The following is a 13,774-nucleotide window of genomic DNA, read 5'->3' as shown; positions in this document are numbered from 1 at the left end:
GGCGGGGGCGCGCCGGGCGGGGCAGAGCTCTCAGCCGGTGATCGGGCTGAATCTCGCGGGCAGTTCGAACAGACCGCGCATCCACACCGAGGGCCGCCAGCGCAGTTGCTCGGGACGCACGGCCATCCGCACGTCCGGCAGCCGGTCCAGCAGGGTTTCCACCGCGGTGCGGGCGATCACCTCCGCCGTTTCGGGTGCGGGGAACGGGCAGCCGTGTTCCCCGTGCCCGAACGACATCTGCGCCCGGTTGGTTCCGTGGATGCCCAGGTCCCCGGTGTTGAGCCGGGGGTCGCAGTTGGCCGCGGCCAGCCCCAGCACCAACAGGTCGCCCCGGTTGATCCGGCGCCCGCCCAGTTCACAGGCCTGTACCGCCCAGCGGCCGATGAAGTTCTGGGTGGGGGTGTTCTTCCACAGCACCTCGTTGAGCGCCTCGCCCGCGCTGCTGCGCCCGCCCTGGAGGGTCAGGGAGAAATCGTCGTCGAGCAGCATGAGCCGCAGTGTGTTGCCGATCCAGTTCCCCGTGGGCGCCTGGGCCGCCGACATGATCACGAGCAGGTCGATGACCACCTCCTCGTCGGTGAGCCCCGCCGGGTGCAGGAGCAGCCGGGAGGGGACGTCGTCGCGAGGGCGGGCCCGCCGCTCGCCGACGATCCGCCGCATCCGCTCCTGCACCCGCTGGTGGGCCCGGGCGGCGTCGGCCGTGACGTCCAGGGAGAGGAGGATGTCCCGGACCATGCCGGGGACCTCCGGTTCGGGGAGGCCGTACAGCCGGGCGACCACCGCGGCCGGGATCTGGTGGGCGTACTGGCTGACCAGGTCGGCCTCACCGTCACCGGCGAACTGGTCGACGAGCCGGTCGGAGACCCGCCGGCACAGCGCGTGCAGGTCGGCGCGGTCCGTGGCGTCGAGGGCGTCACCGATCGCCCCGGCCCTGCGCTGGTGTTCGGCGCCCTCGGTGAACATCACCGACGGGGTCCACATCACGTACGGCAGGAGGGGCCAGCTGTCGTGGACGTGGTCCCACAGGTTCCAGCGGCGGCAGTCCCTGGCGAACCACTCGGGCCTGCCGGTGACGTGGTGCAGCTCCCGGTAGCCGAGGACGAACCACGCGGGGATGTCGCCGTCGAGGAGGATGGGGGCGACCGGGCCGAAGCGTCTGCGCACCTCCTCGTACAGCGGTACCGGGTCCCGGGCGATGTCGGGCCCGTAGAACCGCATGGCGTTCTCGTGTTCGGGTGACAGGGGCGCCGTCCCCCGCCCCGGTGGGCGGACGGCGGTCCCCGGTGTTCCCGCGGTGTTGTTCATGAGGGCCCCTCCGGGGTGGACGCGTGCCCGGCCTCGGGCGCGGTCGGGCGGTGTCTGGCCAGGTGGTGGACGAGGGCGATGAGGACGTCGCGGCTGGACTCGCGGCGGCGCGCGTCGCACTCCAGCAGCGGGACGTCGTCGGACAGGTCCAGGGCGGTGCGCACGTCGGCCAGGCTCGGACCCGGGCCGAAGCGGTTGACCGCGACGACGAACGGCGTCCGGTGGTGTTCGAGGCGGTCGATGGCGTACCAGGACTCCTCCACCCGGTCGGTGTCGACGAGGACGACCGCGCCGAGGCTGCCGACGAAGAGCTGCTCCCACAGGAACCAGAAGCGTTTCTGGCCGGGGGCGCCGAAGAGGTAGAGGACCCGGATGGCGTCGACCGTGATCCGGCCGAAGTCGAACGCGGCCGTCGTGGTGCGTTTGTCGCGGACGGCACTGAGGTCGTCGACCCCGGCGCTGGCCCGCGTCATGATCTCCTCGGTGCTCAGCGGGCGCATCTCACTGACCGCACCGACCATGCTCGTCTTCCCCACGCCGAACCCGCCCACGATGACGATCTTGAGGGCGTTGCTCGCCGTGCTGGCGAGGGGCGACCGTCCCTTGGCCGTCGTCCCCCGGTCTGCTGCCGTGGCCGTCCCGGTCGTCTGTTCAGAGGCGTTGGAGGGCAAGGAGCACCTGCTTCAGGGTGTCGGGGTCGTGCCGCGGCCCCTCCTGGGGGGTGGAGGGGACGGGGTGCCGGGCCACCACCGCCCCGGTGTCCAGCAGGTCGACGAGGAGGATCCGCACGACGCTCACCGGGAGCCCGAGTTCGGCGGAGATCTCGACCACGGCGGTGGGGCGTGTGCACAGCCGGAGGATGTCGGCGTGCTCGGACTGCATGTGCGGCGCGGGTTCGGACTCGGCCACGAGGAGGGTGACGGAGTCGAGGGCGGGATCACCGGGACCGCCGGGGTCGCCGCGCCCTCCGGTGACCGTGTACAGCCGGTCCGGCACCTCACTGTCGAGATGGTCCGTGTTCATCGGGACGAAGCCGCCTCTTGGGGCCTGCGGCGGGGTTCGGTCGGCAGGTGGACGGCGATCTGTTCGACGAGTTCGTTCATGCGGCGGGCGACCGCGCCGACGTCCGCCTCGTATCCGGCGACGACGGCCAGGTGGGCGCCCTCGCCGACGCCGACGATGAGCAGGAGTCCACCGCCGTACTCCAGCATGGCCTGGCCCGCGCCGGTCGCGTCGCCGAACTCGGCGGAGGCGCTGAGGGACAGGCTCTGGATCCCGGCGCAGATCGCGGCGAGCTGATCGGCCCGGTCCGTGTCCAGCTCCCGGCTGTGGCACATCCTGAGCCCGTCCCTGGACAGCACCAGGACGTGTCGGATGCCCGGTGTCCGGTGCCTCAGGTTCTCCAACAGCCAGTCGAGGCTGGTGTCCGTGGTCGTCATCGGGTTCTTGGGGCGGTGGTCCGGACCCGGTGCGGCCCGGTGCCCCTCCCTCCGTTCCTCTTCGATCGGTTTCGGTTGGTACGCGGCGGGGACCGTGTTCATCGGCCGCCCTCCCGGGTGGTGTCCCGGCCGTTCTCCTCGGGCGGGGCACCGGCGTCCCGGAAGGCCGCGAACCGGGTGGGGATCCCGTTGCGCGACTGGGGGTCGAGGTGCCTGCGCGCGGTGGGGAAGAGCTGTTCGGGGTTCTCCCGGACCGCTTCGGCCAGGGTGTGGCCGCGTCGGCGCCGGGGCAGGTTGACGGGTCCGGTCGGCTGTCCGGGGGCGGTGCCGGACGGTTCCGGGCCGGCGGGGCCGGGGCGGGCGTCGCGTCGGGGCAGGGGCGGGCGGTCCGCAGCGTCCCGTGCCGGGGGCGGCGGGCCGGCCGGGGTCCCGGCTGACGGCGTCCCGACTGCCGGAATCCCGGCGGCGGGGGTGTCGGCCGAAGGCACACCGGCTGGCGGCGTACCGGTCCCGGGGGTGCCGGACCCGGGTACGACGACCACAGGGGTACCGGCGGTGGCCGCGCGCGGTCGCCGTACCCGGGCACGGGGTTCGGTGATGAGGTTGGGCGGGATGAGGACGACCACCCCGACGCCGCCCCTGGCCGAGGGCCGGAAACTCACCTTCAGGCCGTACTTGTCCGCCAGGCAGCCCACGACCGCCAGCCCGGTCCGGATGCCGGGGAGGGTGGCCAGGGTTCGGGGTTCGGCGATGAGGTTCTCGGCGATGCGGCGTTCGCGTTTGCGCATCCCCATACCGCTGTCCTCGACGGTGATGGTGACCCCGGTGTCCTCCTCCTGCACGTAGACGTGGACGTCGGTACCGTGCGCGGAGAAGTTGGCGGCGTTGTCCATGAGTTCGGCGAGCGCCTGCATGACGCCCTCCGCCGCGTAACCGACCACCGCGACCCTGCTGGTGTAGTGCAGGCGGACCCGCCGGTAGGCGGTGATCCGGCCCATGGCCCCGCGGAGGATGCTCTCCATGATGATGGGCCGGGTCCAACGGCGCCCGGAGCGCCCCTGGGCCAGGACCACGAACGCGTCCGCGAGACGGCCGGTGCGGGAGACGTTGTGATCGACCCTCAGGAGGTCGGAGAAGATGTCGGCGCGGTCGCCGTAACGGTCCTCCAGGTCACGGAGCTGGGCGAGCAGGGTGGTGAGGTGGGCCTGGATGCGCGCACCGGAGTTGGCGGCCGAGACCAGCGCCGTGGCGGAGCGGCGTTCGGCGGCCAGGATCTCGTCCAGGACGCGGCGGCGCAGTCTCGCGACGGGTTCGCGGACGTCCTGGAACTCCTGGGCGAGGGTCTCGGCGGCGCTGGTGCGGTCCGCGCGGACCCGGTGGACGATCAGCGGCAGGACGGAGTCGGCCAGGTCGGTGACCTCGTCCTCGATCTCCGCACGGGCTTCCCGGTCCTGGGCGGAGCGGCGTTCGGCGCTGGCGACCTGGGTGGTGACGGCGTGGGCGAGCCGGTCGATCGTGGGGTGGCCGGGGCGGGGGTACCGGGCGAGCACGCTCTGGGCCGAGCGCCCCTCGCGGGCGGCCTGGGAGACGGCGGGCAGGAGCGCGTCGACGACCCGCCCCGCCTCCTCCTCCAGGATCCGTGCGCCAACGCTGACCCGGGTGCTGTGGGCACGGGCGATGCGTGCGGCCGCCGCCTGGTGGGCCGCGGTGGCCACGGCCGCGCACAGCAGGATCCCGGCCACGCCGCCGACCAGGGCGATGAGGGTACGGACCGGTGCCGGGCTCTCGAACACCACCCAGGACCAGGCCGGGGCGGTCAGTGCGGATGCGGCCAGGAGAGCGACGAGTGCCTGTTGGCCGGGGCGCGGAAGGGGGCGTTTCCGGTCGGACAGGTGTACTGCCATGAATGGATTCCTCACGGCGTTCGTGCGGCTGGCGGAGTCGTTGTTCGTTCCACGGTCCCGTAATTCGAGCAGGGAACATCCCGCCCCGGAACCGAGTTCTTCCGAGGCGGGTGGATTTCACGGTAGTCCACCACCGGAAGGAACGTGGACTTTCTGCCGATCAGGCCCGACAGCCAGCACAGAAAAACTTATCGACACCACACGGAACACTAACAAAAGGGAGATGACCGGTTCTCCCCTTTTGTCAATAAAGGGAGGACACCTGGGATTCAGGCGGCCGAAACGCCTTCACGGAGAACGGTTCGGGGAAGGGGTGTGAGGGGGGATTCCCGGAGGGGGTCAGCCCCTGGCCGCGGCGAGGATCACCAGGAGGGGGACCAGCCGCTCCGGAGGGATGACGTAGTGGCCCCGCCTGCGGGTGGTGAGCCAGCCCGCCGCGGCCAACAGGTTGACGTGGTGGTAGATCTGGCCGCTGGTGCCGAACTCCGCGCGTTCCTTGAGTTCGGCGACGGTGCCGACTCCGGACCAGACAGCGTGGAGGAGGCTGAGCCGAACGGGGTTGCCCAGGGCGTCGAGACTGCCTGCCAGCAGGGACCAGTCGAGGCCTTCGAGCCGGTCGACCGGGATTCCGCTCTGCCATTCGACCGGCTGCCCCTCGACCGGCACGACTCCCGCGAAGACCACGGCTCCCTCTTCGGGAACGCGTTCCCTGAGTGCCTCCAGGGCGAAGAAGCGCTCCGCGTAGCCCGGATCCGCGCGCCGGTCCTCCCGCACCCGGTCCCGCTGCTCCAGTTCGGCGACCCGGGCCTCCAGGTCGGCGAGGCGTTCCTGCGTGGTTCGTTCTGGCACGGTCCCACGGTACAGGATTATACGTTGTTACGTAAAAGCAAATAGGAGACCGTGGGTCCGACCGGGACCGAGCCCCGCCGACCGCTGACACGCTCCGCTCCGCTGTGCGCCTCGCCCCTTCCCTCCTCCCCGAGAGCAGACCGGAAAGGCGCGTCCGGGCTTTGCCGGATCCGGGCGAAGCGGTTTCCTCCCCCTTACCCCGTGTGGCTGATGATGAAGGTGCGGCGTACGGACCGCCTGCTCGTCACACCCGAGGGGTCGGCCCCGTCGGACCATTCGGTCCGCGGATCGACCGGCAAAGGAGCACCTATGCGGACACAGGCCAACGGTTGGCAGTACTTCGTCTCGACGCTGCTCATCGTCACCGGCGCGATCAACGTCATCCAGGGCCTCGCGGCGTTCTTCACCCCGGGCTTCTACGTGGCCGCCGAGTCACAGATGCTGATCCTGGAGTACGAGGCCTGGGGCCTCCTGCTCGGCCTGTGGGGTGTGGTGCTGGTCGTGGCAGGTCTGGCGGTCCTCTCCGGCAGTACCTGGGCCCGGGCCTTCGGCATCGTCCTGGCATCCCTGAACGCCATCGCCCAACTGACCTTCCTGGTCGCCATGCCGTTGTGGTCGGTGGTGGTCATCGCCGTCGACCTCCTGGTCGTCTACGGCCTGACCGCCGGCTGGCCCGCCGCGATCCGCGGCGAGGGGGGCGAGGCCTCCGAGGACCCCCGCGAGTCCGGCTACCGCGCCGGGTACCGGGCCGCCCACGAACGGCCCGCCTCGACGCCCCACCCCACCCGCTCCCCCGAACAGGGCCAGGAGCAGGGGCCGGGCCAGCGTCAGCAGCACACCGGCTGACCTCAGCGCGGCCGAGCGCCGCTGCCGCCCCGTCCCGCGGTTCCGGGACGGGGCGGCCTTCGTGCGCGCCCCGCCCCGGAACGGCCGCCCGGGGCAGGTCGGCCGAGGGGCCGGTCAGTGCTCCCTGGGGTGCAACCGGCTGGTGACGGCGAGCCGGTTGTAGAGGTTGATCATGGCGATGGCGGACATCAGCGCGGCGAGCTCCGTCTCGTCGAAGTGCTCGGCGGCCTCTTCGTAGACCTCGTCGGACACGCCGTGGCCGCCCAGCTCGGTCATCTCGTCGGTCAGGGCGAGGGCGGCGCGCTCCCGTTCGGTGAAGCGGTCCCCGGCCTCGTACCAGGTGGACACGAGGAAGAGCCGCTGCTGGGACTCGCCCTCGCCGAGGGCCTTCCGGGTGTGCAGGTCCACGCAGAACGCGCAGCCGTTGAGCACGGAGGCGCGGAGTTTGACCAGTTCCAGCAGCCGGACGTCCAGGTGCTCGGCGATCACCAGGTCGACCTCGTCGAGCTTCTTGTAGACCTGCGGCAGTTTCTTCGCCCAGACCACGCGCTTCTCAGCCATGAGTACCGTCTTCTCCTCGTGGGACACCGTGTCAAAGCAGATGCTACGTTCCCCTCACTCCGGGAAACGCGCAGCGCCGGGGGGTCCTTCCCCCGCATGTCGGGGCCGCCCTCCCGCACAGGCCACCGGGGGTACGTGTGCCGCCTCCGCGGGCCCCGGCGGACGTCCCGGATCCGGGGCACGGTCCTTGACCTGGAGCGCGCTCCAGCTCCTAGCGTGAGCCGCATGAGCACACGACAGAGCAGGATCGGCTCCGGCCACGGCATGCGCAGCACCGCGGCCGAGGTCCTCGACGGCACCGACCTGACCGGGAAGGTCGCCCTGGTGACCGGCGGCCACTCGGGGATCGGACTGGAGACCACACGGGCCCTCGCGGGGGCGGGCGCCCGCGTGGTCGTCCCGGCACGCAGGCCCGACCAGGCGGAGGAGGCTCTCGCACGGATCCCGGGCACGGAGGTCGGCGAGCTGGACCTGGCCGACCTGCAGAGCGTTCGCGCGTTCGCGGACGCCTTCCCGCACGAGCGGATCGACCTGGTGGTCAACAGCGCGGGGATCATGGGCTGCCCGCACACCGTGGTCGGCCCCGGCTGGGAGGCCCAGTTCGCCGTCAACCACCTGGGGCACTTCGCCCTGGTCAACCGGTTGTGGCCGAGGATCGCTAACGGCGGCGGGCGGGTGGTCTCGGTGGCCTCCTCCGGTCACCACGCCTCCGGTGTCCGCTGGGACGACCCGTGGTTCGCGCGGGGCTACGACCGCTGGACGGCCTACGGCCAGGCCAAGACCGCGAACGTCCTCTTCGCCGTGCACCTGGACCGGCTCGGCAGCGGCCACGGGGTCCGGGCCTTCTCCCTGCACCCCGGCGCGATCCTCACCCGGTTGCAGCGGCACATGACCACCGGGGAGATGGTCGAACGCGGGTGGATCGACGAGCAGGGCAACACGGTCAACCCCACCTTCAAGACCCCCGAGCAGGGCGCGGCCACCCAGGTGTGGGCGGCCACCTCCGCCCGGCTCGCGGGGATGGGCGGCCTGTACTGCGAGAACGCCGACATCGCCGAACTCCCGGAGCGGGCGGACCCGGAGCGGGGCGAGCGAGGGGTCGCCGCCCACGCCACCGACCCCGAACAGGCCGAACGGCTGTGGGCCTGGTCGGCCGAGCTGACCGGCGAGGACGCCTTCGCCCGCGGCTGAGCCCGCCCGGGGCGTCCCCACGGGCGGGGCGCCACTGCCCGTCCGTCACCTCTCCGGGAGCCCCAGCAGGCGGAGGTACATCGCTGTCAGTTCCCGGGCGGCCCGGTCCCGGTCTCCCGGGCAGGAGGCGAGGCCGCCGGCGAAGGCCGCGACCATGCCTCCGGCCGCCCGGGCGACCGCCTCCGGGGAGGCCGCCGGGTCCGCCGCCCCCCGCTCCACCAGGCGCCGGGTGTAGCGGGCGGAGCGACGGCGGGGCAGACCGTGGATCTCCTCCCACAGCTCCCCCATCGCCGGGTCGGACAGCGACTGGTGCTGGAGCACGGTGACGAACGCGAGGTTCTCCGTGTAGGCGTCCAGGAAGGCGGTGACGGTCGCCCGGACCACCGCGTACGGGTCGTCGGCGTCGATCCCGTCGAGTTCCTGGCTGGCCAGGAACCGGTCCCGCACCCCCTCGGCCAGGACCGCGAACACCTCCTCCTTGGAGGCGAAGTACACGTAGAAGGTGGCCCGGCCGACCCCGGCCCCGGCGGTGATCCCCGCGACGGTCGTGCGCGCGTAGCCGTTGCGTTCGAACACCCTCCGCGCCGCCGTGAGCAGGGCCGCGCGGGTGGCGCTGTCGGCTCGGTCGTGCTTGACGCGGGTCGCCCACTCCTTCTTCTCCATGGGGGCGAGTATCCCAGAACCACAATCGTTGACATCAATGTCAACAGGGGTGCAGACTCGGTTCACCCACCGGCCGAGGAAGGGGACCCCCGTGTCCGAACCCACCCGCCTGCTCGTCGCCAACCGGGGTGAGATCGCCGTGCGCGTGCTCCGGGCCGCCGCCTCCCTGGGAATCGGCACCGTCGCCGTGTACGCGGCGGAGGACTCCGGGGCCGCCCACGTCCGCCTCGCCGACCAGGCCCGCCCGCTCGGCGCCGCGGGCCCCTCCGCCTACCTGGACGGCGAGCGACTGGTCGCCGTGGCCCGCGAGACGGGTTGCCGGCTCGTCCATCCCGGCTACGGCTTCCTCAGCGAGAACGCCGACTTCGCCGAACTGTGCGCCGCCTCCGGCCTGGTCTTCGTGGGCCCCTCCCCCGAGGCCCTCGCCCTGTTCGGCGACAAGGCACGCGCGCGGGCCCTGGCCGAGAGCCTCGGGGTCCCCGTTCTGCCCGGCACCTTCGGCGCGACCTCCCTGGAGGAGGCCGAGGCCTTCCTGAGACGGCTCGGACCCGGCGGGGCGGTGATGGTCAAGGCCCTGGCGGGCGGCGGCGGGCGGGGCATCCGCGCGGTCACCGACCCTGCGGACCTGGCCTTCGCCTACGAACGCTGCCGTTCGGAGGCCGAACACGCCCTCGGACACGGCGACCTCTACGTGGAACAGCTGCTGCAACGCGCCCGGCACGTCGAGGTCCAGGTGGTCGGGGACGGCACCGGCGCCGTGACCCACCTGTGGGAGCGCGAGTGCAGCATCCAGCGCCGCCACCAGAAACTGGTCGAGACCGCCCCCGCCCCGGGCCTGCCCGAAGAGCTCCGCCGACGGCTGCTCGACGCCGCCCTCACCCTCGCCCGCGAGGTCTCCTACTCCGGCCTGGGCACCTTCGAGTTCCTCGTCGGGGCCGCAGGGCCCGACGGGGACTCCGGAGCCCCCGCCTTCCACTTCGTCGAGGCCAACCCGCGCCTGCAGGTCGAGCACACCGTCACCGAGGAGGTCACCGGGGTCGACCTGGTCACCGCACAGATCGAGGTTGCGCTGGGCCGCACCCTGGCCGAACAGGGCCTCGGGCAGGAGGACGTCCCCGCCCCGCGCGGCTACGCCGTCCAGGCCCGGGTCAACCTGGAGACCACCGGCGCCGACGGGGCGGCGCTCCCCTCCTCCGGGACCCTGACCGCCTTCGCCCCGCCCACCGGCCCGGGTGTACGGGTGGACACCCACGGAGCGGTCGGGCACACCGCCGGGGACGGCTTCGACCCGCTGCTGGCCAAGGTGGTCGCGCACGCCCCGCGCGGCGGGCTGACCGACGCCGCCGACCGGGCCGAGCGGGCCCTGGCCGAGTTCACCGTGGCCGGGGCCGACACCGACATCGCCTTCCTGCGGGCGGTGCTGCGCCACCCCGGTTTCCGTTCCGGAACCGCCACCACCGCCTTCGTCGGCGAGCACCTCGCCGAACTCCTCGCCGCGGCCGGGACCGCCACCGCCGGAACACCGAACGGGGGCTCCGCCGCCGGCCTCACCGCGCCCTTCGCCGCGACGGTCGTCTCGGTCGAGGCGAAACCCGGCGACGGAGTCCGGGCCGGGGCTCCCCTGGTGGTGCTCCAGGCGATGAAGCTGGAGCACGTGCTGGCCGCACCCGCCTCCGGAACGGTCGGCGAGGTCCGAGCCGTGGTCGGGGCCGCCGTCGGCGAGGGCGAGGAACTGCTCGGGTTCGCCCCGGACGGCGTCGAGGAGGAGGCGGGGCCGGCCGAGGACGGCGTCGATCCCGACCGCATCCGCCCCGACCTGGCCGAGGTGCTCGAACGCCACGCGTCGGGCACCGACGAGCGCCGTCCCGAAGCGGTGGCCAAACGGCACCGCCTGGGCCGGCGCACCGCCCGGGAGAACATCGCCGACCTGTGCGGGGACGGCGGCTTCACCGAGTACGGCGCGCTGGCGGTCGCCGCACAGCGCGGCCGCCGCTCCGACGAGGACCTGGCCGCCAACACCCCCGCCGACGGCATGGTCACCGGGATCGGCCGGGTCAACACCGGTCGGCACGGCGACGGAACGGGGGACGGAGCCGGTGCGCGGCGCGGCGTCCGGTCCGCGGACGGACCGGACTACGGCACCGACTGCGTGGTCATGTCGTACGACTACACCGTCATGGCCGGGACCCAGGGCGTGATCAACCACCGCAAGACCGACCGCATGCTGGAACTCGCCCGCCGGCGCCGGCTCCCGGTCGTGCTCTTCGCCGAGGGCGGCGGCGGCCGCCCCGGGGACATCGACCCCAACACCGCCTCCGCCCTGGGCGTCACCACGTTCTCCGCCATGGGCCGCCTCAGCGGCCGGGTCCCCACCGTGGGGGTGGCCTCGGGTCGCTGCTTCGCGGGCAACGCGGCCCTGCTGGGCTGCTGCGACGTCGTCATCGCCACCCGCGATGCCACGATCGGCATGGGCGGGCCCGCGATGATCGAGGGCGGCGGGCTGGGCGTCCACCGCCCCGAGGAGGTCGGCCCGGTCGGTGTCCAGGAGCCCAACGGGGTGATCGACCTGCTCGTGGAGGACGATGCGGCAGCCGTGCGCGCGGCCCGCGACTACCTGTCCTACTTCCAGGGCACCGTCGGCGACTGGGAGGCCGCCGACCAGCGGCTGCTGCGCCACGTGGTCCCGGAGAACCGGCTGCGCGCCTACGACGTCCGCCGCGCGGTCCGCACCCTGGCCGACACCGGCTCCGTGCTGGAGCTGCGCCGCCGCTTCGGGCCGGGTGTGGTCACCGCCCTGGTGCGGATCGAGGGGCGGCCGATGGGCCTGATCGCCAACGACCCCGGCCACCTGGGCGGCGCCATCGACTCCGACGGCGCGGACAAGGCCGCCCGGTTCCTGCAGTTGTGCGACGCCCACGGGCTCGCCGTGCTCTCCCTGTGCGACACCCCGGGGTTCATGGTCGGCCCGGACGCCGAACGCACCGCCACCGTCCGGCACTTCTCCCGGTTGTTCCTGATCGGTTCCCAACTGCGCGTTCCGATGGTGACCGTGGTGCTGCGCAAGGCCTACGGCCTGGGCGCCCAGGCCATGGCCGGCGGTCACCTGCGCGCCCCCGACGCCACCCTGGCCTGGCCCAGCGGGGAGCTCGGTCCGATGGGGTTGGAGGGAGCGGTCCGGTTGGGGTTCCGCAAGGAGTTGGCCGCCGTCGAGGACCCCCGGGAGCGGGAGGCCACCTTCGACGCCCTGCTCGCCGCGGCCTACGAGCGCGGCAGGGCGACCAGTGCGGCCTCGGTGTTCGAGCTGGACGACGTGATCGACCCCGCGGTGACCCGGGCCCGGGTCACCGCGGCCCTGGCCGGAGCCCCGGGGACGGACGGTTCCGGGGAGCGGGTCGGCCGCTACGTCGACGCCTGGTGACCAGCAGCGCCAGGGCCGGTCCGGACGCGGCGGGCAACACCATGACAGCGGCCGGCTGGACGGGGACCGCGCGGTCGGCAAAGGCGACGAACACGGCCTGAATCCGTGTGCCAGAGTTGGCACAGGAGGTGGACATGGCCCGGAAAGCTGACCCCGCAAGGCGCCGCGAGGTCCTGGACGCCGTCATCGAACAGCTCGCGCACACCGGGATCACCGGGTTCACCCTGCGCGGCCTCGCCCAGGGCCTGGGCCAGAGCACGCGCGTGTTCACCCACCACTTCGCCGACCGCGAGGAGCTGCTCTCCGCGGTCCTGGCCCGCCTGGACGAGCGCCAGCACCGGGCGCTGCTCGCCACGAAGGGCTGGGAGGACCCGGCGGTCCCGGTCAGCGGCATCGTCCGGGACGCCTGGCGGCGGGGGCTCGGCCAGGAACTGCCCATGACCCGGCTCATCCGGGAGATCGAGGGGCTCGCCGCCTCGGGCCGCCTGCCGGCGGCCAGCGCGGGGTTCGTGCGCGGGCGCGCGGAGTTCGTCGCCTCCTGCCTGACCCTGCGCGGGGTTCCCGAGGACCGGGCGCTCAGCCTGGCCACCCTGCTGAACTCGGCGTTCTCCGGGTTGGAGACCGACTACCTCGTCACCGGCGACCGGGGGCGCGGCGAGGCCGGACTCGACCTGCTCTGCGCGTGGATCGACTCGATGGCCCCGTCCCCTGGCCCGGGGCGCGGGCGCGCCCGGGCCCGGACCGCGGCTCAGTGCCCGGCACCGTCCCCGGCGGAGCTCCGGACCCGGTCGTAGACGGGGACCAGACCGTCGAGGAAGGCCGTCAGCGCCAGTTCGAAGCTTTCCTCGTCGATCTCGGCGGCGACCTCGGGCAGCCGGTGGGCCTGCGACAGGTTGGGGTAGCGGTCCTGGTAGACCCGGACGTCGTCGTCGAACCCGCGCGCGAAGGAGTTGGTCGCGGCGCCCACCACCAGGTACTTGGTGGAGGCCCCGATCATCGTGGCGTAGCGGGGAGGCCAGCCCGCGCTCACGAGCCCGCCGTGCACGGCGTCGGCGCGGCGCAGCGCCTCCTCCCGGCGGCCGGGCCCGGCGGCGATCACCGGGAGCAGGTTCGGGTGTTCGGCCAGGGCCGTCCGGTAGGAGCGGGCCCACCCGGCCAGGCCCCCGCGCCAGTCGCCGCCCTCGAAACCGGACACGTCGATGTGTGTGGTGACCACCTCGGCGACCTCGCTGAGCAGCTCCTCCTTGGTGCGGTAGTGGCTGTAGAGCGAGGCGGCCTGGACTGCCAACTCCTGGGCGAGCTTGCGCATGGACAGCTGTTCCAGCCCGTCCCGGTCGATGAGCGTGAGCGCGGCCCCGCGGATCGCCGGTTTGCTCAGCATCGGTGTCTTGGGTCGGGCCACGGAAAGGCTCTCCTTCTGCACTGCGCCGTCGGGCCGGTCCGTCCGGCATCCGCGCCGATCATCGCACGGCGTGCTCCGTATTCTGCCGCTCGGCGGCCCCCACCGCGGCCCGCCTTCCCGCCGAGGACCGGCCGGGAGCGGTCCGGAACCCCGCGGGACCTGCCGGAACGGTCCACTCCCCGGGGGATCAGTGGTT

13 protein-coding genes are annotated in these 13,774 nt (G+C 73.1%); 4 read left to right on the top strand and 9 right to left on the bottom strand.

All coding sequences use genetic code 11. The features are described from left to right. Positions 1-30 precede the first annotated feature (30 nt). From IE195_RS18720 to IE195_RS18695, 6 genes are all read right to left on the bottom strand, one after another. Positions 31-1,305, bottom strand: coding sequence for a cytochrome P450 (locus tag IE195_RS18720; protein WP_191273234.1), 1,275 nt, complete (start codon positions 1,303-1,305; stop codon positions 31-33). Continuing rightward, the gene (locus tag IE195_RS18715) at positions 1,302-1,976 is read right to left on the bottom strand and encodes a GTP-binding protein (RefSeq protein ID WP_191273232.1); all 675 of its coding nucleotides are present in this window, start codon (positions 1,974-1,976) and stop codon (positions 1,302-1,304) included. Before IE195_RS18715 ends, IE195_RS18720 begins: the two co-directional genes overlap by 4 nt. Continuing rightward, positions 1,957-2,328 (bottom strand): DUF742 domain-containing protein, encoded by a 372-nt coding sequence (locus tag IE195_RS18710; RefSeq protein WP_191273230.1) that lies wholly within the window; start codon positions 2,326-2,328, stop codon positions 1,957-1,959. Before IE195_RS18710 ends, IE195_RS18715 begins: the two co-directional genes overlap by 20 nt. Next, positions 2,325-2,744, bottom strand: a complete 420-nt coding sequence (locus IE195_RS18705; protein WP_191273228.1) for a roadblock/LC7 domain-containing protein — start codon at positions 2,742-2,744, stop codon at positions 2,325-2,327. The genes IE195_RS18710 and IE195_RS18705 overlap by 4 nt, the downstream gene beginning before the upstream one ends. A 98-nt stretch (positions 2,745-2,842) precedes the next feature. Beyond that, positions 2,843-4,648: a sensor histidine kinase gene (locus IE195_RS18700; protein WP_191273226.1), complete on the bottom strand. Its 1,806-nt coding sequence runs from the start codon at positions 4,646-4,648 to the stop codon at positions 2,843-2,845. Positions 4,649-4,987: 339 nt separating this feature from the next. Then, the gene (locus IE195_RS18695; protein WP_191273224.1) at positions 4,988-5,497 is read right to left on the bottom strand and encodes an ArsR/SmtB family transcription factor; all 510 of its coding nucleotides are present in this window, start codon (positions 5,495-5,497) and stop codon (positions 4,988-4,990) included. 309 nt (positions 5,498-5,806) lie between these two features. Here IE195_RS18695 and IE195_RS18690 point away from each other — a divergent pair, with 309 nt between their 5' ends. Continuing rightward, positions 5,807-6,343: a DUF7144 family membrane protein gene (locus IE195_RS18690; protein ID WP_191273222.1), complete on the top strand. Its 537-nt coding sequence runs from the start codon at positions 5,807-5,809 to the stop codon at positions 6,341-6,343. A 114-nt stretch (positions 6,344-6,457) separates the two neighbouring features. Here IE195_RS18690 and IE195_RS18685 read toward each other — a convergent pair whose 3' ends face one another. Continuing rightward, a complete protein-coding gene (locus tag IE195_RS18685) occupies positions 6,458-6,904 on the bottom strand; it encodes a carboxymuconolactone decarboxylase family protein (protein WP_191273220.1) in 447 nt (148 codons plus the stop codon). Positions 6,905-7,129: 225 nt separating this feature from the next. Here IE195_RS18685 and IE195_RS18680 point away from each other — a divergent pair, with 225 nt between their 5' ends. Then, positions 7,130-8,095: an SDR family NAD(P)-dependent oxidoreductase gene (locus IE195_RS18680; RefSeq protein WP_191273218.1), complete on the top strand. Its 966-nt coding sequence runs from the start codon at positions 7,130-7,132 to the stop codon at positions 8,093-8,095. Between the two features lie 45 nt (positions 8,096-8,140). On the opposite strand, the gene IE195_RS18675 is transcribed toward IE195_RS18680, so the two are convergent. After that, complete coding sequence (locus IE195_RS18675) at positions 8,141-8,758, bottom strand: TetR/AcrR family transcriptional regulator (protein WP_191273216.1); 618 nt, start codon at positions 8,756-8,758, stop codon at positions 8,141-8,143. 91 nt (positions 8,759-8,849) lie between these two features. On the opposite strand from IE195_RS18675, the gene IE195_RS26520 reads away from it, so the two are divergent. Both IE195_RS26520 and IE195_RS18665 read left to right on the top strand, forming a co-directional pair. Then, a complete protein-coding gene (locus IE195_RS26520) occupies positions 8,850-12,176 on the top strand; it encodes a carboxyl transferase domain-containing protein (protein ID WP_191273214.1) in 3,327 nt (1,108 codons plus the stop codon). A 134-nt stretch (positions 12,177-12,310) separates the two neighbouring features. After that, positions 12,311-12,970, top strand: coding sequence for a TetR/AcrR family transcriptional regulator (locus IE195_RS18665; protein WP_225942367.1), 660 nt, complete (start codon positions 12,311-12,313; stop codon positions 12,968-12,970). Here the strand turns inward: IE195_RS18665 and IE195_RS18660 are convergent. Beyond that, complete coding sequence (locus tag IE195_RS18660; protein ID WP_191273212.1) at positions 12,925-13,578, bottom strand: TetR/AcrR family transcriptional regulator; 654 nt, start codon at positions 13,576-13,578, stop codon at positions 12,925-12,927. The two genes, IE195_RS18665 and IE195_RS18660, sit on opposite strands and share 46 nt — an antisense overlap. Positions 13,579-13,774 lie beyond the last annotated feature (196 nt).

Origin of the sequence: Nocardiopsis terrae, assembly GCF_014651695.1 — a bacterium.
In the GTDB taxonomy this organism is placed as follows: Bacteria; Actinomycetota; Actinomycetes; order Streptosporangiales; family Streptosporangiaceae; genus Nocardiopsis; species Nocardiopsis terrae.
This window is presented reverse-complemented; position numbering and strand designations above follow the sequence as displayed.

Coding starts and splice junctions, on each gene's coding strand:
- IE195_RS18675 (WP_191273216.1), bottom strand. CDS start 8,758: ATGGAGAAGAAGGAGTGGGCGACCCGCGTCAAGCACGACCGAGCCGAC.
- IE195_RS18685 (WP_191273220.1), bottom strand. CDS start 6,904: ATGGCTGAGAAGCGCGTGGTCTGGGCGAAGAAACTGCCGCAGGTCTAC.
- IE195_RS18710 (WP_191273230.1), bottom strand. CDS start 2,328: ATGAACACGGACCATCTCGACAGTGAGGTGCCGGACCGGCTGTACACG.
- IE195_RS18680 (WP_191273218.1), top strand. CDS start 7,130: ATGAGCACACGACAGAGCAGGATCGGCTCCGGCCACGGCATGCGCAGC.
- IE195_RS18705 (WP_191273228.1), bottom strand. CDS start 2,744: ATGACGACCACGGACACCAGCCTCGACTGGCTGTTGGAGAACCTGAGG.
- IE195_RS18720 (WP_191273234.1), bottom strand. CDS start 1,305: ATGAACAACACCGCGGGAACACCGGGGACCGCCGTCCGCCCACCGGGG.
- IE195_RS18700 (WP_191273226.1), bottom strand. CDS start 4,648: ATGGCAGTACACCTGTCCGACCGGAAACGCCCCCTTCCGCGCCCCGGC.
- IE195_RS18690 (WP_191273222.1), top strand. CDS start 5,807: ATGCGGACACAGGCCAACGGTTGGCAGTACTTCGTCTCGACGCTGCTC.
- IE195_RS18665 (WP_225942367.1), top strand. CDS start 12,311: ATGGCCCGGAAAGCTGACCCCGCAAGGCGCCGCGAGGTCCTGGACGCC.